Origin of the sequence: Mesorhizobium sp. B1-1-1, assembly GCF_006442955.1 — a bacterium.
Classification (GTDB): domain Bacteria; phylum Pseudomonadota; class Alphaproteobacteria; order Rhizobiales; family Rhizobiaceae; genus Mesorhizobium.
In genome coordinates this window covers 202294-223248 of record NZ_VFWW01000012.1, presented here as the reverse complement: position 1 = coordinate 223248, position 20955 = coordinate 202294, and the positions used below count along the sequence as shown (strand labels likewise).

The following is a 20955-nucleotide window of genomic DNA, read 5'->3' as shown; positions in this document are numbered from 1 at the left end:
AAACATGCTTCTCATCCGCTGCCCCTATTGCGAGGAAGAGCGTCCGGAACTTGAGTTCCGCAACGCCGGCGAGGCGCATATCGCGCGCTCGGCCAACATGTCAGGCGAGAGCGACGAGGATTTCGAAAAATTCTTCTTCATCCGCTCGAATCCCAAAGGCATCATCTATGAGCGCTGGCGACACATGCATGGCTGTGCGCGCTTCTTCAACGCCGTGCGCGACACCGTCACCGACAAGTTCGTCATGACCTACAAGGCCGGCGAGCCGAAGCCTTCCAAGCTGCCCAAGAACTCCAGCGAAGTGGTTGCCAAATGAGCGGCGCGTTCCGCATACCGAGCGCCGGCCGCCTGAGCCAGGCCAAGACCGCCCGCTTCAGCTTCGACGGTCAGTCCTTCGTCGGCATCGAAGGCGATACGCTGGCTTCGGCGCTGCTGGCCAACGGCGTGCACCTGGTCGGCCGCTCGTTCAAATATCACCGGCCGCGGGGCGTGCTGTCGGCCGGCGCGGAGGAGCCCAACGCGCTGGTGCAGATCGTGCGCGACGACGCGCGCAAAACGCCGAATGTTCGCGCGACCGTGCAGGAACTCTATGACGGACTCGCCGCCAACTCGCAGAACCGCTGGCCGTCGCTGTCCTTCGACGTCAGCGCGGTCAACGATCTGGCGTCGCCGCTGTTTTCGGCCGGCTTCTACTACAAGACCTTCATGTGGCCGAAGGCGGCCTGGAAGAGCCTCTACGAACCCAAGATCCGGGAAGCCGCCGGGCTTGGCGTGTCCCCCGACAGGCCGGACCCCGACCATTATTCGTCGCGTTACGCTCATTGCGACGTGCTGGTGCTGGGCGGCGGTGCGGCCGGCATCGCGGCTGCATTGGCAGCGGCTGAAACCGGCGTGCGGGTAATTCTGGCCGATGAGCAGGCCGAATTCGGCGGCAGCCTGCGCTTCGAGAGCGGCGCGAAAATCGACGGCCAGGGCGGCTTTGCCTGGGCGCAGGCGGCGATCGCCAGGCTGAAAGGCATGGACAATGTCCGCGTGCTGTCGCGCACGACTGCCTTCGGCTACTACGCACAGAACTTCGTCGGCCTGGTCGAACGGGTCAGCGATCATTTGCAAAATCCCGGCCACGACCTGCCGCGCGAGCGGCTGTGGCAGGTGCGCGCCAGGCGCGTGGTGCTGGCGTCCGGGGCCATCGAGCGCCACATGGTGTTCGCCAACAACGACCGGCCGGGCATCATGCTGGCCTCGGCCGCGCGCACCTATCTCAATCACCATGGCGTCGCGGTCGGAAAAAACGTCGGCGTCTACACCGCCAATGATTCCGCTTACGCGGCGGCGATCGACCTGAAGAAGGCCGGCGTCAACATCGCGGCTATCGTCGATCTGCGCGACAATCCGACAGGGCCGGTGATCGATGAAGCAAGGATGCTCGGCATCGAGATCAATTTCGGCCGCGCGGTGATCCGCGCCGGAGGCAAGCTGCGCGTCTCGTCGATGACGGTGCAGCCGAAGAATGGTGGCGGCGAGCGCACCATTGCGGTCGATGCGATCCTGATGTCGGCCGGCTGGACGCCGTCGGTGCACCTGTTCTCGCAGTCGCGCGGCAAGGTCGCCTTCAACGACGAAACCAAGCGCTTCGTGCCCGGCACCTACGCGCAGGACTGCGTCTCTGTCGGCGCCTGCAACGGCACGGACGGCCTGTCGGCGACCCTCGACGAGGCCTATGCGGCAGGGGCCAAGGCGGCAAGGGACGCCGGCGCAAAGACTGCCAAGGGTACAAGGCCAAAAGTCGACGCCTCGGAAAGCTGGTCGCGTGGCATGCTGGGCGCCGCCCCCGGCGCCGGTCCGGATACGACGGTGAAGGCCTTCGTCGATTTCCAGAACGACGTCACCGCCAAGGACATCCGCCAGGCGGTGCATGAGGGCATGCGCTCGATCGAGCACGTCAAGCGCTTCACCACCAACGGCATGGCGACCGACCAGGGCAAGACCTCGAACATGCACGGCCTGGCGATTGCCGCCGAGACGCTTGGCAAGCCAATCCCCGAGGTGGGCCTCACTACGTTCCGCGCCCCTTATACGCCGGTGACCTTCGGCGCCATCGTCAGCCATGCGCGCGGTCCGCTGTTCGATCCGACGCGCAAGACGGCGATCCATCCCTGGGCTGAAGCCCAAGGCGCCGTGTTCGAGGATGTCGGCCAGTGGAAGCGCGCCTGGTACTTCCCCAGGGGTGGCGAGGACATGCATGCGGCGGTCGACCGCGAGTGCGTCGCGGTTCGAAACACGGCCGGCCTGTTCGATGCCTCGACGCTCGGCAAGATCGAAGTGGTCGGTCCCGATGCGGCCAAGTTCATGGAGCTGCTCTACACCAATCCGTGGGAAAAGCTGGAGCCCGGTCGCTGCCGCTACGGCATCATGCTGCGCGAGGACGGCTTCATCTATGATGACGGCGTCGTCGGCAGGCTGGCGCCCGACCGCTTCCATGTGACGACGACGACCGGCGGCGCGCCGCGCGTCATGAACCATATGGAGGACTATCTCCAGACCGAGTTCCCGCATCTCAATGTCTGGCTGACCTCGATCACCGAGCAATGGGCTGTTATCGCCGTACAGGGGCCGAAGTCTCGCGACATCATCGCGCCGCTGGTCGAAGGCATCGACATGTCGGATGAGGCCCTCCCGCACATGTCGGTGCGCGAGGGCAAGATATGCGGCGTGCCGACAAGGCTGTTCCGCATGTCGTTCACCGGCGAGCGCGGCTTCGAGGTCAATGTGCCGGCCGATTACGGTCAGGCCGTGTGGGAAGCGCTGTGGGCCGAGGGCCAGAAGCATGGCGCAACCGCCTACGGCACCGAGGCGATGCACGTGCTGCGCGCCGAGAAGGGCTACATCATCGTCGGCCAGGACACCGACGGCACGGTGACGCCCAATGATGCCGGCCTCGACTGGGCCGTCGGCAAGAAGAAGGCCGATTTCGTCGGCATTCGCGGCCTGACGCGGCGGGACCTGGTCGCCAAGGGCCGCAAGCAACTGGTCGGCCTCAAGACCAAGGATCCCAAGGTGGTGCTGGAGGAAGGCGCGCAGATCGTGGAGGATCCCAGGCAGGCGATCCCGATGAAGATGATCGGCCATGTCACGTCGAGCTATTGGTCGCAGAATTGCGGCCGCTCGATCGCTCTGGCGCTGGTCGCCGGCGGTCGCGCACGCACGGGCGACACGCTCTACGTGCCGATGCCTGGCGGGACGATCGAAGTGGAGGTTTCCGGCATGGTGTTCTTCGACGAAACCGGAGGCCGCCTCAATGGCTAAGGCAGTCGCGAAAAAGACGGCTTCGGCCGCATCGCCGGCGGCCGAGCGCCGTCCGGCGCTGGCCGGGCGCGCTATCTCCGCGGCAGGCGCCAAGGTCGAACTGCTGGCGCCTGCCGAGCGTATCTCGCTGCGCGCGCCGGAGGCGTCGCTTGCCGCCTTGTCGAAGGCGCTCGGCGTGACCTTGCCGAAAAAGCCGAAGACGTCCGTGTCGAAAGGCGGGCGCACCGCGCTGTGGCTTGGACCGGATGAGTGGATGATCATCGACGAGGCCGGCAACGACCCGCTCGCCGATTGTGCAAAGATTTCCGCCCTGCATTCCGCTGTCGGCATCTCGCATCGCAACGTCGCGATATCGGTCGCCGGTCCGGCCGCGGCCGCGGCAATCAATTCGGGCTGCCCGCAGGATCTGTCGCTCGAAGCCTTCCCGGTGGGTGCCGCCTCGCGTACCATTCTCGGCAAGGCCGAGATCGTTCTGCTGCGCACGGCGCAAGACGCTTTCCGGGTTGAGTGCTGGCGTTCCTTCTCGGACTATGTCTTTACTTTCCTCTCCGAGGGAGCACGCGACGCGGCGGCCTGATCCTGGAACGTTTGCCGCCCGCGCCCATTTGCGGCAACAGGTCGAGGGAGAATGCCGATGCCATCGAAGTCCACGCCGAAGTCGCCCGGGAAAAGCTCGGCCGTGCGCTCCCTGGAGCATGAGCGGCATCACGGCGCCGACGCCGAAGAGGAACTCGAGGAAGGCCTCGAGGATACGTTCCCGGCCAGCGATCCTGTGTCGATCACGGGGACGGCTATCCCCGGCGCCCCCGCAAGGCCGGGCAAAGCCAAGACCGTTCCCGGACGCAAACCGCGCTGATTTCCCCAGCTTCGGTTGAGGAGCCATCTTTCCAAGACGGCGCCAAGTGGGATATTCAAAGCGCTTTGGGAGATCGTAAAATGCCGGTAAAAGCCGTCGTCTGGGGCGAGAATGTCCATGAGCAGACCAATGCCGCCGTGCGCGGCCTTTATCCATTGGGCATGCATGGGACCATCGCAGCCGCGCTCAACCAGGATAAGGGCATCGAGGCGACCACCGCTACCTTGCAGGAGCCGGAGCACGGCTTGAGCGAAAGCCGGCTGGCTGCCACCCATGTCCTGCTCTGGTGGGGCCATGCCGCCCATGGCGAGGTCAAGGACGAGATCGTTGAGCGCGTGCAGAAACGGGTCTGGGAAGGCATGGGTCTGATCGTGCTCCATTCCGGACACTATTCGAAGATCTTCAAGCGGCTGATGGGCACGCCTTGTTCGCTGAAATGGCGCGAAGCGGGCGAGCGCGAGCGCGTCTGGGCCATCAACCGCGGCCATCCGATCGCGCAAGGCATCGGCGAGTGCCTGGAGATCGGCGAGACGGAGATGTATGGCGAGCCCTTCGCGGTGCCGGAGCCGCTGGAGACAGTGTTCGTCTCCTGGTACGAAGGCGGCGAAGTCTTCCGGTCGGGGCTGACCTATCAGCGCGGCGCCGGACGGATCTTCTATTTCTCGCCCGGCCACGAGACCTACCCGATCTACCACAATGAAGGCGTGCAGCAGGTGCTGCGCAACGCCGTGCATTGGGCGCACAATCCCGCACCCGCATGGTCCGGCATCATCAATGCGCCGAACGTGCCGACAGACCAGGCCAAGGAGAAGATCGTCCAGAAGGGCCTGCGCCTGCATGCCGACGGCGATAGGGGCTTGAGCTAAGGGCTGAGTTGATGGCGCACCGCCTCCTTCTGCTCGGCACCGGTGGCATTGCCGGACATCACGTCGAGGAGTTCGCCAGGATTCCAGGATGCACAATCGTCGCCTGCGTCGACCAGGTGCCGGGCCGCGGTGCGATGTTCGCCGCCGCCAACAAGATCAGCCAGTCTTTCGAGAGCCTGGAAGCGGCGATCGGCTGGGGTGCGTTCGATGCGGCCATCAATGCGACGCCGGATGGCGTGCACAAGGCCACGACGCTGGCGCTGCTTGCCCAGGGGAAACACGTCTTTTGCGAAAAGCCGCTGGCGCCGAACCATGCCGACGCGCTTGCAATGACGGAAGCGGCCGAGGCGGCCGGGGTCGTCAACATGGTCAACCTGACCTACCGCAACTCGCCGGCGATCGAGGAAGCGCGACGCATGGTGCAGGCCGGCGAGATCGGCGCATTGCGCCATGTCGAGGCGAGCTACAAACAGAGCTGGCTGGTCAGCAAGTCATGGGGCGACTGGCGCATCGAGGACAAATGGCTGTGGCGCCTGTCCAACCGGCACGGCTCGACGGGCGTGCTCGGCGATGTCGGTATCCACATTCTGGATTTCGCAAGCTATGGCGCCGACCAGGACATCGCCACCCTGCACGCCGACCTGGTGACGTTTCCCAAGGCCGAAGGCGATCGGATCGGCGATTATGTGCTTGATGCCAACGACAGTGTCGCAATGACGGCGCGGTTCAAATGCGGGGCGCTCGCGACGATCGTCGCCAGCCGCTACATGACCGGCCACGCCAACGACCTGTCGCTGGCCATGCATGGCACCAAGGGCGCCATCAAGGTCAAAACAGACGGCAAGGTTTCGCGCCTGTCGGCCTGCCTGGGCGAGGACATCGACCAGCAACGTTGGCGGACACTGGCGCTGCCGGATGTGAAGCGCAACGCGCTGCGTTTCGCCGAAGCGCTCGATAGGGGAAGGAACGGCGATCCATCCTTCCGTCGCGCCGCCGACATGCAGAGGCTGATCGACGCGGCCTTCGAGAGTTCGTCGTCCAGACTGCCGGTCACGATCGCCTGAATCACATCTGGCCGGCTGCACCAGCCAGGCGTGTGTTGCCGCTATCAGAACGCGCTCGGCACGATCCAGGGATTGATGCTGATGCCGAGGCGCGGGCCCTTGCCTTCAGCGGTGGTTTCCGTGACGCCCTTTTTCTCGAGCGAGCCGGTCGATGCGCAATCGAGCTTCACATTGGCCTTGGCGTCGACGCAGGTCGCGGCGGGCACGTGCTTGACCGGGTGTGTCGTGTTGGCGGCGAGGGCCGAGCCCGAAAGTGCCAGCACGGCAGCGAGGGTGAGGAGGGTCTTTTTCATTGTCCGTCTCCGGGTTCGATGGGTGAATTTGTTCTCGTACGTGTACGGTATTCCGTACAAATACGCCCACTGATCGCGGAGTTCAAGCCAGAATCGTACACGTACGGAAATTTTTGTTAACCAAGAAAATCCGCCCCGCTTGGCACGTTAAACGCGGAGCGTCGATGAAGCGTGGATACGCAAGGAGATATCGTTCAGCAGTTGACCGGTGTCTCGGTCAGCGGGGGCACGTTCTGCGTGCTGAGCGTGGCAAGGGTGAAATCGCACATCCGTTTCACGAAAGCCCGCGGATCACCGAAGGGGTAGAAGGGGAAGGTGATCAGCAGCGAGATGGTGCCGTGGCCGACCGCCCACAGCATGGTAGCAATGGCGCGCGGATCACCCTGCAACTTCCCCGCGGCGACGCAGGCCTCGACCCTGCTGATCAGCACCTTCATCGCCGGGTTGCTTTCTTCCATGTCCTCGTAGCTCCGGCCTGCCGGCAGCTTGGTCTTTTCGGTCATGAAGACGGTGCGGTATTCATTGGGATTGCCAAGCCCGAATGCGGCGTATTCCGTCATCACCGCTTGCAGCGCCTCGATCGGATCGTCGGCAGGATGCTCCTCGATGCGTCGGGCAAGCGTCTCGAACGCATCCTCAGCCAGCGCGAACAATATGTCCTGCTTGTCGGCGAAATAGGAATAGACCGACATCGGCGCGTAGCCGACGCGCTTGGCCAGCTTGCGGATGGTCAGGCCCTCATAGCCTTCCTCCTGCACGAGCTTGTGCGCGGCCTCCACAAGTTCGGAACGCTGTTCGGCCTTTTGTTTCTCGCGGCGTGTCTGGGCGCTCACCGGCAATATCGCCTGCCTCTGCTGGTTGGGGGCCAACTGAATTATATACGCTGTACGGAAACGGACAAGGGCGTCGCTGGTTCCCAAGCGGCAGGCGTCAGATGGCGCCGACGCCGCCGTCGACAGCCAATGTGTGGCCGGTCATGAAGGAGTTGGCGGGGTCGGCGGCGAACAGGATCACCGGGGTGATCTCATCCACTTCGGCCACCCTCCTCATCGGCACGCCGCGCGTCAGTTCAGCCAAGGCGTCAGCTTCCGGAGCGCCGGAGACGCGCACGAAACTGTCGACCATCGCCGTTCTCGTGTGCGCCGGACAAACAGCGTTGATGCGCAGGCCCTTGCTGGCGTATTCAATTGCCGCCGACCGGGTCAGCCCAACCACGCCGTGCTTGGCGGCGGCATAGATCGAGAGCTTCGGCGCGCCACCCAGTCCTGCGGCGGAGGCGATGTTGACGATGGCGCCGCCCTTGCCGTCAGCCTTGAACTGCCGCTCCATCTGCTGGATCTGGTGTTTCATGGCATAGAAGACGCCGAGCAGATCGATTTCGATCACGCGGCGCGCCTCCTCCGAGGCGACCTGCGGCAAACGCACGAAACTCTGGACGATGCCGGCATTGTTGACCGCGACATCCAGCCGGCCGAATCTTTCGACCGCCAGAGCCACCAGCGCCTGCGACAGCGCCTCGTCGGCGATGTTTCCGGCCAGGACCGCCGTCTCGGCATCGAGCGTTTCGGCAAAGCTCCTCAAGGTTGGTTCATCGAGGTCGGAGAGGACCAGCCGCGCGCTCTCGGCGGCAAAAGCTTTGGCGGCGCCGCGGCCAAGCCCGCCCGCGGCACCCGTGATCAACACCGTTTTTCCGTCGAAGCGGCCCATCGATTATTTCTCGTCGATCAGTTTCGGTCGATCAGTTTCCCGGCGAGGTGCGAAAGCAGTTTCACCGCCTCGCCATAGGTCCTGGCCTTTTCCGGGTTCGAGGCATTGCCGTCCAGCGCGCGCTTGTAGACGCCCTGGCAGATCGCGGCCAGCCGGAAGAAGGAGAAGGCGAGGAAGAACGTCCAGTCGCCGCTGCCGGTGAGCCCGCGCCGCCGGCAATAGGTGGCGACATAGTCCTCTTCCGAAGGCAGTCCGAGCGCGGCGCGGTCGATACCGCCCAGGCCGCGAAAGCCCGAGCTATGCGGCAGGCGCCATTGCATGCACTGGTAGGCGATATCGGCAAATGGATGGCCTGATGTGGACAGTTCCCAGTCGAGCACCGCCATCACCTTCGGCCGGTCCGGCGCGAATATCAGATTGTCCAGCCGATAGTCACCATGCACCAGCGAGACACGGCCGTCGTCGGCGGGCCTGTGCGTCTCCAGCCAGTCGATCAGCCGGTCCATGTCGGCAATGGCACCGGTCTCCGAGGCGCGGTACTGACTGGTCCAACGCGCCAGTTGGCGCTCGAAATAGTTGCCCGGCCGGCCGAAATCGCCGAGACCCACGGCCTCGATATCGACGCCGTGCAGGGCGGCGAGCGTGGCGTTCATGGCATCGTAGATGGCGGCGCGCTCGCCATTGTCGCGCGCTTCCGGCAGTGCCGGATTCCAGAAGATGCGGCCGTCGATGAAATCCATGATGTAGAACATGCGGCCGATCGGCGAGTTCTCGGCCGAGAGATGCAGCATCCGCGGCACCGGCACGGCGGTGCCCGAAAGGGCGCTCATCACCCTGAATTCACGGTCGACCTGGTGTGCCGATTTCAGCAACTGCCCCGGCGGCTTGGCGCGCAGCACGTAGCGGCCGCTGGCCGCCGTCAGCAGATAGGTCGGGTTGGATTGGCCGGATTTGAATTTTTCGACGGAGGAAAGTCCGGCAAAACCGGGGATCCGCGCCTCGAGATAGGGCGAAAGCGCTGCCTGGTCGAGCGCGTTCGGGTCGCTCATGCGGTCTCTGGCTGGCGTTCGATCAGGGTCAGCGTCAGCCAGCGGGCGGTGAGCGCCGGTTTCTTCGAGCCCTCGATCTCGATCGTCACGTCATGGGCCGTCTGCACCCAACCTGAGGGCCTGACCTTGACGTCAGCCAGCACGAAACGGGTGCGGATGCGCGCGCCGGTCTTCACCGGCGCCAGGAAGCGCAGCGAATCGAAGCCGTGGTTGACGCCCATCTTGCCGTTTTCCAGCGGCGGCATGGTCTCGAACGTCATTGCCGACAACAGCGACAGCGACAGGAAGCCATGCGCGATGGTGCCGCCGAATGGCGTCTCGCGCTTGGCCCGCTCCGGATCGCAATGAATGAACTGGTGGTCGTCGGTGGCGTCTGCGAACTGGTCGATCATGCGCTGCGTGACCACCCGCCATGGCGAGACGCCCACCTCCTTGCCGACGCTGGCCAGAAGCACATCGAGACTGATCGGTTCCACGCGGATGTCCTCCAGTTTCATCCCCGGCTTCCCCGGCCGGACATGTCATTCCTTGAACAGGGTCAGCCCATGCTGCACCGACTGTCCGCCGTCAATCGGCAGGATGGCGCCGGTGACATAGCTGCCTGCACGGCTGCACAAATAGAGCGTTGCGCCGGCAATGTCATCCGGGGCGCCGATACGGCCGATCGGAACGTGGCTGCCGACATACCTGGCCTGTTCCTCAGTGGCGGTGGCAAACGCCGTCATCCGGCTCTGGAAGGGCCCAGGGGCAAAGGCGTTGACGGTGATGCGGCGGCCGGCGAATTCCAGCGCCAGGGTGCGCGTCAGGTGATGAACGGCCGCTTTGGAGGCGGTGTAGGAGTAGGCGTCGTCGGCCAGCGGCTGCGTGCCCATCACGGAGCCCAGATTGATCACCCGGGCTGGATCCTCGTCGCTGGCGGCGGCTTCGAGCAGCGGCAGCAGTTCGCGGGTCAGGTGGAAGACGGCGGTGACGTTGACGCCGAACACCTTGGCCCAGGCATGATAGGGGAAGCTCTCCAGCGGCGCTCCCCAGGACACGCCGGCATTGTTGACCAGGATATGCAGCCGTTCGGCCCGCGTCTTGACCTCGCCGACCAAGGCGGCAATGCCGGCCTCGCTGGAAACGTCTCCGGCAAAGCCTTCCGCCCGGCCCGGCGCGCCAAACCCGTTCAATTCCTCGGCGACCTTGATGCAGTCCTCGCCCTTGCGCGAGGCGATCATCACCGTTGCGCCGGCCTTGACGAGGCCCGTCGCCGCCATGCGGCCGATGCCGGTCGCCGCGCCCGTGACCAGCGCGGTCTTGCCGGCCACCGAAAAAAGATCGTCGAGATAGCTCATCGAACTCCTGCGCCTTTCATCGGCGGATCGGGGAAAGCGTTCGCGTTGACAAGGCTATCCGAAGTACGGTCATCCTTGCCACTGACAAAATGCCCGGCCTGAATGAAGGGTTAGCAACCGATGACGGAGATGAATCTCGGCATGACGGAGCGGCTGAGGCCGATCCATGCGCGCGTCGCGGCCATGGTGCGCGACGAGATCATGCCGCTCGACAAGGAATTCCTCGGCGAAGTCGGCAAGGCGGGCGACCGCTGGACATACACGCGGCGCCAGACCGAGATCCTCGAAGGGCTGAAGACGACCGCAAGAGAGCGCGGCCTTTGGAATTTCTGGCTGACCGGCTCGGAACGCGGCTACGGTCTTTCCACCGTCGAATACGCCTATCTGGCCGAGGAGATGGGCAAGGCGCATCTCGGCGCCGAGACCTTCAACTGCTCGGCGCCCGACACCGGCAACATGGAGGTGCTGGAGCGCTACGGCTCGGCGGAGCACAAGAACGCCTGGCTGGAGCCGCTTCTCGACGGAAAGATCCGCTCGGCCTATCTGATGACCGAGCCGGACGTAGCCTCGTCGGATGCCACCAACATTTCGATGCGCTGCGAACGGCGCGGCGACGGCTATGTGCTGAACGGCGAGAAATGGTGGGCCTCTGGTGCCGGCGATCCCCGCTGCGCCATCTATATCGTCATGGTGAAGACCTCCGATGGAGAGCCGAAGCACAGGCGGCATTCGATGATCCTCGTGCCGGCGGACACCAAGGGTGTCAGCAAGCTGCGTCCAATGCAGGTCTACGGCGACGACGACGCGCCGCACGGCCACATGCATCTTCGCTTCGACAATGTGCTGGTGCCGGCGTCGAACCTGATCCTCGGCGAGGGCAGGGGTTTCGAGATCGCGCAAGGCCGCCTCGGCCCCGGCCGCATCCATCACTGCATGCGGGCCATCGGCCAGGCCGAGATGGCGCTGGAGCTGCTGTGCCAGCGTTCGGTCCGCCGTGAAGCGTTCGGCCAGCCACTGGCGAAACTCGGCGCCAATTTCGATATCATCGCCGAGTGCCGGATGGAGATCGAGATGGCCCGCCTGCTCTGCCTCAAGGCGGCGTGGATGATCGACCAGGGCGACGCGCGCGCCGCCGCGCCCTGGATCAGTCAGATCAAGGTGGTCGCGCCACGCATGGCTCTGAAGGTCACCGACGAGGCGGTGCAGATGTTCGGCGCGCAAGGCATCAGCCAGGACACGCCGCTGGCGCGCTCGTGGACGCATCTCAGAACGCTGCGCCTCGCCGACGGGCCGGATGCCGTGCATCGCCGCCAGGTGGCGCGGGCTGAATTGAGGAAATACACGCAGGAAAAGGTTTGAGCCGGCCGGCATCTCATCGTCTTGCGTCGACAACCAAGGAGCAGCCACCAATGGCCATACCCTCCGAAATGAAGGCCCTGCTCCTGGTCGGCGACGGCTACACCAGGGCGCCGAGCGGCAGCGTGCTGGAGGCGATGGAGCCCTATCTCAAGCCAGGCAGTATCGCAGTGCCGGCACCTGGGCCGACGCAAGTGCTGATCAAGGTCAGCCTTGCGTCGATCAATCCGTCCGATGTCGCCTTCATCAAGGGCCAGTACGGCCAGCCGCGGCTCAAGGGCCGGCCGGCCGGCTTCGAAGGCGTCGGCGTGGTCGTTGCCGGCGGCGACGAGCCCTATCCCAAGAGCCTCGTCGGCAAGCGCGTTGCCTTCGCCACCGGGCTCTCCAATTGGGGCTCATGGGCCGACTATGCCGTTGCCGAAGCCGCCGCCTGCATTCCGCTCCTCGACACCGTGCGCGACGAGGATGGGGCTGCCATGATCGTCAATCCGCTTACCGCGCTCGCCATGTTCGACATCGTCAGCCGAGAAGGCGAAAGGGCCTTCATCATGACCGCCGGCGCCAGCCAGCTCTGCAAGCTGATCATCGGGCTGGCCAGTGAGGAAGGATTCCGGCCTATCGTCACCGTGCGCCGCGACGAGCAGATCGCGCTGCTGAAGGAAATCGGCGCCGCCCATGTGCTCAACGAGAAGTCGCCCGATTTCGAAGCCTCGCTGCGCGAGGTGATAAAGGCCGAACAGCCGCGCATCTTCCTCGATGCGGTGACCGGGCCACTGGCCTCGGCCATCTTCAACGCCATGCCGAAGCGCTCGCGCTGGATCATCTATGGACGGCTCGATCCCGAGGCCACGATCATCCGCGAACCCGGCCAGCTGATTTTCCAGCACAAGCACATAGAGGGCTTCTGGCTGAGCGAATGGATGCGGCAGCATAAGGATCGCCGCGGTCCTGCGATCCTCGAGGCGCAGAAGCGCTTTTCCGACGGGCGCTGGACGACCGACGTGACGGCTGTGGTGCCGCTGGCCGAGGCGATGGCGCGCGTGCCGGCGGAACTGGCCAGGCCCAATGGCAAGGTGTTCATTCGGCCGTAAAGCAGGGGGTGTGCGGTTGAGCTGCATTCCGGTTCATCGAGAGCACAGCTGCTATAACCTTCGAGGGCCGGAAAGAGGGTGGTTTGTTGGCTGCGATCGTTCAATGTCATCGGCGGCCACGCCGTTCGATCCCCCTATGCCACCCCGCTTTGTCCGTGATATGCCGCCGCCAATGAACGCTGGGACAGTGCCGGACCGGGCCTGTTCCGGATTGGTGTGGGGTGCTTGGTGAGGATTTCCAAACCGGTTTTCGACCGTCTGGGGCTTGGCCTGTGGATCGGGGCATTCGCGGTCGTGCTTGGCCTGGTCCTGTGGTCGCCCGATGCGCGCACCGTATTGCACGCCTACAGATATGGCAGTGTGGAGTTTCTCGCCGGCCGGCCGCTCTACGACCTCGAGTCCGAGATGGGATACCTTTACACGCCCGCCTTCGCCGCGCTCTATATTCCGTTCTTGAATCTGGGACCGCATCTTGGCGGGCTGGTCTGGCATGCCCTCGGTTTCGCCGTTCTCACCCTTGCCGCGGCGCGGCAGGTGCGCAAGCTGGGCGGACAGGAGCAGACCTGGCTGCTTTCCTTCGGCCTCTTTCTCGCTTTGCCGATGACACTGGGCGCCATTCGCAACGGCCAGGCGACAATCCTGCTGACCGGCGCCTGCTGGCTCTTGACCCTGTCGGCACTGGAAGGACGGCGTGCGGAGACCTTTTTCTGGGCCTCGCTTGCTATAACGGCCAAGCCGACCGCGATCATCATGCTGCTGTTGGTGGGGGCGTTGCGCCCGCGGCTGATACCGGTGCTGGTGCTCGCGGTGCTGTTCGTGCTCGCCATCCCCTACGCTTTCGCTCCCGCCGGCTACCTGAACGAGCAGTATGGCGATTTCGCCCGCATGCTGACGTCGATGGCCGTCGACAAGACCAGCCATTTTGTTCCTACCGATTTCACCGCGCCCTTTATCGAGATGGGGCTGCCCGTTCCGGATTCGGCTGCCACGGCGGTGCGCGTCGTGATCGGCCTGCTGACGCTCTCGATCGTGCTCTGGTTCGACCGCAAGCTCGAACAAGGAGCGGCCGGACTCGCGATCTTCCTGGCGGCCGCCTTCTACATGTGCGTCTTCAACCCGCGCGTCGAGCCCAACACCTATGCGATGATCGCGGTACCCGCCGGCCTTGCCATTGCCCTGTTGTGGCGCGAAGAAAAAGGTGGCGTCCTGGCCTGCGTGCTGTCCATGACTTTATTCCTGACAGGTTTGACCGGTGTCGAGCGCCACATGCATGACTTTCTCTATCCCTGGTTTCGGCCGATCACGGTCACTTTCATCGCCTGCTTCCTGATATGGTGGTTCTGGGCCAAGGCGCGACAAAAATTGGTGAATGTGGAGCCTGTCGCCCATGGCTGAGATGCCCCCGAGACTCGATATCGTGGCGCCGTTCTTCAACGAGGCGCAATCGGCGACGGCTTTCGCGGCATTGCTCGACGCGCTCGAGGCGGCGGTGTCGAACCGCTTCGGCATGCAAGTCCACAAGATCCTGGTCGACGATGGCAGCCGGGACGATAGCGCCGGGCGGTTTTTGCAGGCACTTTCGGGATCCTGGGAAATCGTGCGCCTCAGCCGCAATTTCGGCAAGGAGGTCGCCGTGCTCGCCGGCCTCGACCACTCGCGGGGCGACATGGTGCTTGTCATGGACGCGGATCTGCAGCACTCCCTGGAGACCAGCCTGAAGATGATCGTCGAGCTGGCTGAGAATCCGGACGTCGACGTCGTCTACGCGCAGAACGACCGGCGCGGGGCAAGCTGGCGGCGCAGCCAGTTGGCGAAACTGTTCTACAGCCTGATCAACAGCAGCCAGCGGTTCGATATTCCCGAGAATGCAGGCGACTTTCGCGTCATGCGCGGCACCGTGGCGCGCGCATTGACCAGCCTGCGCGACAAAAGGCGCTTCAACAAGGGCCTGTTCGCCTGGGCCGGCTTCCGCCAGAAGGCCATATCCTATTCGCCGGAAAACCGTGCCAGCGGCAAGTCAAAATGGAGCCGGCTCAACCTGATCGCCTTTTCGCTAGAGGGATTTACGTCCTTTTCGGTGATTCCGCTGCGCCTGATCAGCCTCAGCGGACTGCTTGCGGCGTTTGCCGGCGCGGTCTACGGCGCGAAAGTGCTCTTCGAGGTGCTGTTCTACGGCATTGCCGTTCCAGGCTATCCGAGCCTGCTGGTCGCCGTGGTGTTGCTCGGCGGCCTCAACCTGACACTTCTCGGGCTGATCGGTGAATATGTCTGGGTCACGCTCAGCGAAAGCAAGGATCGCCCGGTCTACATCGTGCGCGATATCGTGCGCAGCGATGTTCCCGCCAGGTCGGCGCCGGGCGTTTCCGGGGCATGATGCGCGGCATCCGCCTGATCGCCGACGATTACGGCCTGGCGCCCGGCGTCTCGGCGGCGATCCTCGACCTGCTCGATCGCGGGCGGCTAACGGGCACCGGTTGCATGACCGGTTTCGCGGAATGGCCGGGGGAGGCGGAACGCATCAAGCCGCTGTGCGGCCGGGTCGCCGTCGGCCTGCATCTGACCTTGACGGACCAGCCGGCCGTGACCGGCCCGTCGAGCCTGGCGCCGGAAGGCCGGCTGCCGCCGCTCCGCTCGCTGGCATTGCCGATCCTGCGCGGCAGCATCGAGACCTGCGACGTCCATGCCGAGCTCGACGCCCAATTTGGCCGCTTCGTCGAGGCGCTCGGACACCGGCCCGATTTCATCGACGGCCACCAGCATGTGCATTTCCTGCCTGTCGTGCGCAAATGGCTGCGGGGGCGTTTCGCCGGAGATGCCGGCAGACCGTGGCTGCGCGGCGCGCCGGCACTGGCCGGCAGCGGAGCGGCGGCATCGAAAATTGCGGCGATCGCCGCCCTGGCAACTGGCTTCAACCGATCCATGCGGCGCGCCGGCTTCACCGTGAGGGCGCCGCTCGCCGGCATCTATGACTGGCGGCAGCCGGAAAAGTTCGCGCCCGCCCTGCAAACCGCCGTTGAAAGCCTGCCGGAAGAGGGACTGTTCATGTGCCATCCCGGGCATGTCGACGAGACGTTGCGTGCACGCGACCCGATGCAAGATGTGCGCGAAGTCGAATTCGCGGTTCTCGCCTCCGATCATTTCGGCGCAAACCTGGCTCGCGCGCGTGTCGGCATCATGGACGGCACAGCATGAGTGCCGATCAGTCCCGGCGTTCGACCGGCAACAAGATTATCCGCTTCGCCATTGTCGGCCTGGTGAACACGGCCATCGACCTTGCCGGTTTCTTTCTGCTGCTCAAGCTGCACGTGCCGCCGCTGCCCGCCAACGTTGCGTCCTGGTCCATTGCCGTCACCTTCTCCTTCGCGGCCAACGGCTTCTGGTCGTTCGAGCGCGATCCGGCCATCCGGCTGCATCATGCCTTTCTTCGCTTCGCCTCGCTCGGCGCGCTGATTTCGCTTGGTGTCTCCAGCCTTGCGATCGCGCTGTTCGCCGGCGTCGTCGGCGTGTGGCCGGCAAAGATCGGCGGGGTGGTTGTGGCGGCGGTGCTGAATTTCCTCGCCGCGCGCTGGTCGATCGAGGGCCGTCTCTTGAAATAGCAGGCTGTTTCCCCACGAAAATTCCGGACCCGCTACACGGTCTCCTGGAATTTCCCTATTCAGCCGGCTCCACATCGGTGTAGGCGGCTTCCTCGAGTTCGCGCTTCAGCCGCGCCTCCTCGTGGGTCTTCGGCGTGACGAAGCGGCCGAGCAAGAGATAGGCGACGGGGGTCAGGAACAGCGTCGAGACGGTGGCCAGCCCCAGTCCGCCGACGATCACCCAGCCGAGCGCGATACGGGCCTCGGCGCCGGCGCCCGCCGCCAGCACCAGCGGCACGCCGCCGAGCACGGTGCAGATCATTGTCATCATCACGGGGCGCAAGCGAATGGTCGAGGCCTGTTCGATCGCCTCGCGCACGCCCAGTCCGCGATCGCGCAGCTGGTTTGCGAATTCGACGATCAGGATGCCGTTCTTGGCCATGACGCCGACCAGCAGCACCAGACCTATCTGGCTGTAGGCGTTGAGGCTGGTGCCCGAGAGCAGAAGCGCGAAGATGGCGCAGGCGAGGCCGAGCGGCACTGTCGCCATGATGATGACGGCGCTGACGAAGCTCTCGAATTGCGCGGCAAGCACCAGCAGGATGATGACCAGGGCAAAACCGAAGATGGTGACCATGGCGCTGTTTGTCTCACCCAGTGTCGCCGCCTCGGCCAATGGCACGATGCGGCTGCCCGGCGGCAGAAGCGGCGTTGCGATCTCCTCGGCGCGCGTAAGGGCCGAGCCGAGGGCGAAATCGCCGCCGAGGTTGGACGTGATCGCCACCGACGGCTGCTGCTGCTCGCGCGACAGCGAGGGCGGCACGGCACGCTCGGTCAGCGTGGCTATGGTCGACATCGGCACGAAACGGCCGTCAGCCGTCTTTAGGAAGACGTTCTCCAGGTCGGTCGGATCGTTGATCGGGTTGGTGGTCGAAACCAGCTTCACCCCGTAGCTGCGGTCGGCGATGTAGACATCGACGACGTCGTTGCCGTCGAGCATGGCCTGCATGGTGTTGGCCAGCCCGGTGATGTCGATGCCGAGATCGGAGGCGCGCTCGCGGTCGATGGCGACGGAGAGCTGCGGTTGCGTCGGGTCGATGGAAAGACGGGGTGTCTGGAAACGCGGATCCTTCTGCATCTCGGCGATGATCTTGACGGCCGCGTCGCCGAGCGCCTTGCGGTCGTTGCCGACCAGCGCGAACTGCAGGCCGTTGCCGGCGCCACGGATGCCGAGGCTGTTGGGCTGCACCGGGAAGATACGCACACTGGGCACCTGGCGGGTGAGTTGGCTGATCTCGGCCATGATCTCCTGCTGGCTGCGGCTGCGCTCGTCCCAGGGCGCCAGCGTCATCACCATGAAGCCTGAATTATAGGCGCCGTTCTGGCCGGCGCTCTCGAAAGTGCTGACGATTTCGCTGGAATCACGCAGCGGCTGGATCAGTTTTTCGATCTTCTGCATCTGCTGCGTCGTGTAGTCGAGGCTGACGCCTTGCGGGGCGCTGATGCGAAGCAGCACGACCGCGCGATCCTCGGTCGGCGTCAATTCCTGGCGGATGGTGCCGAACAGCGCGAATGCGGTGCCGGCGAACAGCAGCGCCACCAGCACCACGATCCACGGCGCGTCGAGGCAGACATGCAGGCTGCGCCGGTAGGCCGCGTTCAGCGCGCCGCCGATGCGTGCGCCGACGCCGTTGCCGCCCTCGTGGTGGAGGGCAGCAGTGGACAGCATGCGCGAGGCAAGCATGGGGCAAAGCGTCAGCGCGACCACGCAGGACAACAGCACCGACATGGCGAGCACGAAGCCGAATTCGCGGAACAGGCCGCCGGTCTGGCCCGGCAGGAAGGAGATCGGCACGAAGACGGCAACCAGCGTCAGCGTGGTGGCGATGACGGCGAAGAACACCTCCTGTGCGCCGAGCACGGCAGCGGCACGCGGCCCCATGCCTTGATTGCGCCGCCGTACGATGTTTTCCAAAACGACGATCGCGTCATCGACGACAAGCCCCGTCGCCAGCACCAGGGCCAGCAGCGTCAGGATGTTGATCGAGAAACCAGCGAGATAGATTGCGGCAATGGTGCCGATCATGGCGACGGGCATCGACAGGCCCGGAATGAGCGTGGCGCGCCAGTCGAGAAGAAAGGCATAAATGACGACCAGAACGATGGAGACGGAAAGCGCGAGCGCGATCTCCACCTCGTGCACGGCGCCGTTGACGAACACCGCGTCGTCGCTTGTGACCTTGATCGACATGCCTTGCGGCAGGTTTGCCTGCAATTTCTCGACCGCGGCCTTGACGCCGGTGGAGATGTCCAGCGTGTTCGATTCCGCCTGGCGGATGATGCCGATGCCGATGCCGGTCTTGCCGTCCGAACGCAACGTGGTCTGGCCGATGTCAGGGCCGAGCGTGACGGTGGCGACATCGCGGATGCGCGTCGTGCCGCCAATGATGATGTTCTCGAATTCTTCCGGCGTCGTCACATCGGCCGTGGTGCGAACGATCAGGTCCTGATTGGTCGTGGTGATCGAGCCGGCGGGTGAATCGAAGGCGACCGAGGCAAGGGCGGTCCTGAGGTCGGCGACGGTGAAGCCCAGGCTGGCGAGCTTGTTCTGGTCGACGTCGATGCGGAAGATCTTGTCGCGGTCGCCATAGACCTGGACGTCCGCGACGCCTGGAACGGCAGCCAGTTCGTCCTCGATCTGGTCCTGGACCACAACGGTCATGTCCTGTACCGACATGGCGTCGGAGGTGACGGCCAGGCGCATCACGGGGTCGGAGTTGGCGTCGGCCTTGACGATGCGCGGCGGATCGGCCGTCTCCGGCATCTGGTTGGCGACGCGGCCGACGGCATCCCGCACATCCGAGGCCCCGACATTGAGGTCGACGCCGTCGTTGAATTCGATGGTGACGCGGCTCGAGCCGAAGGAGGAGGTCGACGAGATCGACTTGACGCCGGAAACGCGGGCAACAGCTCCCTCGATCGTGTCGGTCAGTTCGCGATCGACCGTTTCGGCCGCCGCGCCTTCGAAAGTCGTGGAAACGGTGACGACGGCGCGGTCGACATCAGGCAGTTCGCGGATCTCGACGCCATAGAAGGCGGCGAGGCCGGCGACCGCGATGAGGACATTCAGCACCAAGGCCATGACCGGCCTGCGGATGAACAGGGCGGTAAAGCCGGTCTCGCTGGCGGCGTTGACGGCTCCGGTCATGAGCCTTCGGCCGCGTTCGCGGCGCGCTGCTCTCCACGGGCGATGCGGACTTCGCCGCCCTCGCTGACGCTCTGGGTGCCTTCGGTCACCACCATGTCGCCACTGTCCAGCTCCGCGTCGATCAACACGGTTTCGGTGTTGCGCTGGATGATGCGCACCGGCACCCGCTTGGCCTTGCCGTTCTCGACCGCCCAGACGTAAGCGCCGTCCGAGCCCCACAGGATCGCCAGCGGGCTGACGGCGGGATAGGTCTCGCCGGGGAATTTCATGGTGATGGCGAACGACATGCCGGCGCGCAGCGAATCGGCCGGGTTGGCGATCGTCGCCTTGACCAGAAGCGTACGGCTGTTCTCGTCGATGTGGTTGTCGATGGCCGAAACCGTGCCGGTATAGCTGTTGCCGGGATTGGCGATCGGCGTCGCCGACAATTGCGCGCCGATCTTGACGGCGGCCGCGAAGCGTTCCGGCACCAGGAAATCGACAAGGATCGAGGAACGGTCGTCGAGCGTCGCGATCGCCGACTGGTTGGTCACATAATTACCGGCGGAGATCGGCAGGATCCCGACCGTGCCGGAGATCGGGGCGAGAACAGACCGGCGGTGCAGGGCGAGTTCCGCATCCTGTAGCGCCAGCTTGGCACCGGCCAGCACCACTTCGGCATCGGCGACGGCGACCGGTGTCGCCGCATTGGAGGCGCGCAGCGACCTGACCCGGTCGAGCTTGGCCTGTGCGTCCTGAAGCGCGAGCCGGGCACGGTCCTGGGCGATCACTTCGGTCTCGGAATCAAGAGTCGCGATGACCTGTCCCTTGTCGACATGGGTGCCGGACGAAACCAGCAATTCGGCGAGACGGCCGGAGGAGTAGGGATTGACCGTCACCGATGCATTGGCGCGGCCGGTGCCTATGGCCTGGAGCCGATCGTTTATGGTCGCGGAAATAGCGGGCACGACGACGACGTTGACCTGACGGGCTCGCTCGCCGCCAGCGGCTCTCGTGCCGGCGCCGGTTTCAGCCGGAGGCGTTGCCGCGTAGGCCCAGTCTATTCCCCAGCGCGCCAGCACGTCCGGCGCGCCCGGGAAAAAGCGCAGCCAGGCGGCAACCGCCACCACCAGCACCACAAGGGCGAAAAGTATCTGTTTCCAGGCGGCCATCGGCACTCCGGTTGGCAAAACAATCCTTCCGTCCACCGGTTTCCCGAAATAAGCAGACGCGGCGGGGCTATTCTAAGGCAAGAAGCAAGCCCCCGA

At 64.7% G+C, this 20955-nt stretch carries 20 protein-coding genes; 12 read left to right on the top strand and 8 right to left on the bottom strand.

What is annotated here, in order from left to right:
* The first annotated feature begins 4 nt into the window (after window positions 1-4).
* The 6 genes from FJ986_RS24905 (at window position 5) to FJ986_RS24880 (ending at window position 6092) form a co-directional block, all read left to right on the top strand.
* Complete coding sequence (locus FJ986_RS24905; protein ID WP_140496330.1) at window positions 5-316, top strand: sarcosine oxidase subunit delta; 312 nt, start codon at window positions 5-7, stop codon at window positions 314-316.
* Window positions 313-3306, top strand: a complete 2994-nt coding sequence (locus FJ986_RS24900) for a sarcosine oxidase subunit alpha (RefSeq protein WP_140560276.1) — start codon at window positions 313-315, stop codon at window positions 3304-3306. Before FJ986_RS24905 ends, FJ986_RS24900 begins: the two co-directional genes overlap by 4 nt.
* The gene (locus tag FJ986_RS24895) at window positions 3299-3883 is read left to right on the top strand and encodes a sarcosine oxidase subunit gamma (RefSeq protein ID WP_140560277.1); all 585 of its coding nucleotides are present in this window, start codon (window positions 3299-3301) and stop codon (window positions 3881-3883) included. The genes FJ986_RS24900 and FJ986_RS24895 overlap by 8 nt, the downstream gene beginning before the upstream one ends.
* Window positions 3884-3940: 57 nt before the next feature.
* The gene (locus FJ986_RS24890; RefSeq protein ID WP_140496327.1) at window positions 3941-4162 is read left to right on the top strand and encodes a hypothetical protein; all 222 of its coding nucleotides are present in this window, start codon (window positions 3941-3943) and stop codon (window positions 4160-4162) included.
* An 80-nt stretch (window positions 4163-4242) separates the two neighbouring features.
* Window positions 4243-5028, top strand: a complete 786-nt coding sequence (locus FJ986_RS24885) for a ThuA domain-containing protein (protein WP_140560278.1) — start codon at window positions 4243-4245, stop codon at window positions 5026-5028.
* A gap of 11 nt (window positions 5029-5039) precedes the next feature.
* Window positions 5040-6092 (top strand): Gfo/Idh/MocA family oxidoreductase, encoded by a 1053-nt coding sequence (locus FJ986_RS24880; protein WP_140560279.1) that lies wholly within the window; start codon window positions 5040-5042, stop codon window positions 6090-6092.
* A gap of 44 nt (window positions 6093-6136) precedes the next feature.
* On the opposite strand, the gene FJ986_RS24875 is transcribed toward FJ986_RS24880, so the two are convergent.
* From FJ986_RS24875 to FJ986_RS24850, 6 genes are all read right to left on the bottom strand, one after another.
* Window positions 6137-6385, bottom strand: coding sequence for a DUF680 domain-containing protein (locus tag FJ986_RS24875; protein ID WP_140560280.1), 249 nt, complete (start codon window positions 6383-6385; stop codon window positions 6137-6139).
* A 194-nt stretch (window positions 6386-6579) separates the two neighbouring features.
* Window positions 6580-7224: a TetR/AcrR family transcriptional regulator gene (locus tag FJ986_RS24870; RefSeq protein ID WP_140560281.1), complete on the bottom strand. Its 645-nt coding sequence runs from the start codon at window positions 7222-7224 to the stop codon at window positions 6580-6582.
* 91 nt (window positions 7225-7315) lie between these two features.
* The gene (locus FJ986_RS24865; RefSeq protein WP_140560282.1) at window positions 7316-8092 is read right to left on the bottom strand and encodes an SDR family oxidoreductase; all 777 of its coding nucleotides are present in this window, start codon (window positions 8090-8092) and stop codon (window positions 7316-7318) included.
* Between the two features lie 17 nt (window positions 8093-8109).
* A complete protein-coding gene (locus FJ986_RS24860) occupies window positions 8110-9141 on the bottom strand; it encodes a phosphotransferase family protein (protein WP_140676094.1) in 1032 nt (343 codons plus the stop codon).
* Window positions 9138-9638 (bottom strand): MaoC family dehydratase, encoded by a 501-nt coding sequence (locus FJ986_RS24855; protein ID WP_263483366.1) that lies wholly within the window; start codon window positions 9636-9638, stop codon window positions 9138-9140. Before FJ986_RS24855 ends, FJ986_RS24860 begins: the two co-directional genes overlap by 4 nt.
* A 24-nt stretch (window positions 9639-9662) precedes the next feature.
* A complete protein-coding gene (locus FJ986_RS24850; RefSeq protein WP_140496320.1) occupies window positions 9663-10478 on the bottom strand; it encodes an SDR family oxidoreductase in 816 nt (271 codons plus the stop codon).
* A gap of 120 nt (window positions 10479-10598) precedes the next feature.
* Between FJ986_RS24850 and FJ986_RS24845 the strand changes: the two genes are divergently transcribed.
* From FJ986_RS24845 to FJ986_RS24820, 6 genes are all read left to right on the top strand, one after another.
* Window positions 10599-11837: an acyl-CoA dehydrogenase family protein gene (locus tag FJ986_RS24845; RefSeq protein ID WP_140496319.1), complete on the top strand. Its 1239-nt coding sequence runs from the start codon at window positions 10599-10601 to the stop codon at window positions 11835-11837.
* A 50-nt stretch (window positions 11838-11887) separates the two neighbouring features.
* A complete protein-coding gene (locus FJ986_RS24840) occupies window positions 11888-12925 on the top strand; it encodes a zinc-binding dehydrogenase (protein WP_140556519.1) in 1038 nt (345 codons plus the stop codon).
* Window positions 12926-13153: 228 nt separating this feature from the next.
* The gene (locus tag FJ986_RS24835; RefSeq protein ID WP_140496317.1) at window positions 13154-14320 is read left to right on the top strand and encodes a glycosyltransferase family 87 protein; all 1167 of its coding nucleotides are present in this window, start codon (window positions 13154-13156) and stop codon (window positions 14318-14320) included.
* The gene (locus FJ986_RS24830; protein WP_140676091.1) at window positions 14313-15299 is read left to right on the top strand and encodes a glycosyltransferase family 2 protein; all 987 of its coding nucleotides are present in this window, start codon (window positions 14313-14315) and stop codon (window positions 15297-15299) included. Before FJ986_RS24835 ends, FJ986_RS24830 begins: the two co-directional genes overlap by 8 nt.
* A complete protein-coding gene (locus tag FJ986_RS24825) occupies window positions 15296-16117 on the top strand; it encodes a ChbG/HpnK family deacetylase (protein WP_140496315.1) in 822 nt (273 codons plus the stop codon). The genes FJ986_RS24830 and FJ986_RS24825 overlap by 4 nt, the downstream gene beginning before the upstream one ends.
* Window positions 16114-16521, top strand: a complete 408-nt coding sequence (locus FJ986_RS24820; protein WP_140560288.1) for a GtrA family protein — start codon at window positions 16114-16116, stop codon at window positions 16519-16521. Before FJ986_RS24825 ends, FJ986_RS24820 begins: the two co-directional genes overlap by 4 nt.
* Before the next feature lie 55 nt (window positions 16522-16576).
* Here the strand turns inward: FJ986_RS24820 and FJ986_RS24815 are convergent, their stop codons facing one another.
* Complete coding sequence (locus tag FJ986_RS24815; protein ID WP_140676088.1) at window positions 16577-19708, bottom strand: efflux RND transporter permease subunit; 3132 nt, start codon at window positions 19706-19708, stop codon at window positions 16577-16579.
* A complete protein-coding gene (locus tag FJ986_RS24810) occupies window positions 19705-20859 on the bottom strand; it encodes an efflux RND transporter periplasmic adaptor subunit (protein WP_140676085.1) in 1155 nt (384 codons plus the stop codon). The genes FJ986_RS24815 and FJ986_RS24810 overlap by 4 nt, the downstream gene beginning before the upstream one ends.
* Between the last annotated feature and the right edge of the window lie 96 nt (window positions 20860-20955).

Bases quoted from the DNA above. Each gene is read 5' to 3' on its own strand.
- FJ986_RS24905 (WP_140496330.1), top strand. From the start codon at position 5: ATGCTTCTCATCCGCTGCCCCTATTGCGAGGAAGAGCGTCCGGAACTT.
- FJ986_RS24900 (WP_140560276.1), top strand. From the start codon at position 313: ATGAGCGGCGCGTTCCGCATACCGAGCGCCGGCCGCCTGAGCCAGGCC.
- FJ986_RS24895 (WP_140560277.1), top strand. From the start codon at position 3,299: ATGGCTAAGGCAGTCGCGAAAAAGACGGCTTCGGCCGCATCGCCGGCG.
- FJ986_RS24890 (WP_140496327.1), top strand. From the start codon at position 3,941: ATGCCATCGAAGTCCACGCCGAAGTCGCCCGGGAAAAGCTCGGCCGTG.
- FJ986_RS24885 (WP_140560278.1), top strand. From the start codon at position 4,243: ATGCCGGTAAAAGCCGTCGTCTGGGGCGAGAATGTCCATGAGCAGACC.
- FJ986_RS24880 (WP_140560279.1), top strand. From the start codon at position 5,040: ATGGCGCACCGCCTCCTTCTGCTCGGCACCGGTGGCATTGCCGGACAT.
- FJ986_RS24875 (WP_140560280.1), bottom strand. From the start codon at position 6,385: ATGAAAAAGACCCTCCTCACCCTCGCTGCCGTGCTGGCACTTTCGGGC.
- FJ986_RS24865 (WP_140560282.1), bottom strand. From the start codon at position 8,092: ATGGGCCGCTTCGACGGAAAAACGGTGTTGATCACGGGTGCCGCGGGC.
- FJ986_RS24860 (WP_140676094.1), bottom strand. From the start codon at position 9,141: ATGAGCGACCCGAACGCGCTCGACCAGGCAGCGCTTTCGCCCTATCTC.
- FJ986_RS24855 (WP_263483366.1), bottom strand. From the start codon at position 9,638: ATGAAACTGGAGGACATCCGCGTGGAACCGATCAGTCTCGATGTGCTT.
- FJ986_RS24850 (WP_140496320.1), bottom strand. From the start codon at position 10,478: ATGAGCTATCTCGACGATCTTTTTTCGGTGGCCGGCAAGACCGCGCTG.
- FJ986_RS24845 (WP_140496319.1), top strand. From the start codon at position 10,599: ATGACGGAGATGAATCTCGGCATGACGGAGCGGCTGAGGCCGATCCAT.
- FJ986_RS24840 (WP_140556519.1), top strand. From the start codon at position 11,888: ATGGCCATACCCTCCGAAATGAAGGCCCTGCTCCTGGTCGGCGACGGC.
- FJ986_RS24830 (WP_140676091.1), top strand. From the start codon at position 14,313: ATGGCTGAGATGCCCCCGAGACTCGATATCGTGGCGCCGTTCTTCAAC.
- FJ986_RS24825 (WP_140496315.1), top strand. From the start codon at position 15,296: ATGATGCGCGGCATCCGCCTGATCGCCGACGATTACGGCCTGGCGCCC.
- FJ986_RS24820 (WP_140560288.1), top strand. From the start codon at position 16,114: ATGAGTGCCGATCAGTCCCGGCGTTCGACCGGCAACAAGATTATCCGC.
- FJ986_RS24815 (WP_140676088.1), bottom strand. From the start codon at position 19,708: ATGACCGGAGCCGTCAACGCCGCCAGCGAGACCGGCTTTACCGCCCTG.
- FJ986_RS24810 (WP_140676085.1), bottom strand. From the start codon at position 20,859: ATGGCCGCCTGGAAACAGATACTTTTCGCCCTTGTGGTGCTGGTGGTG.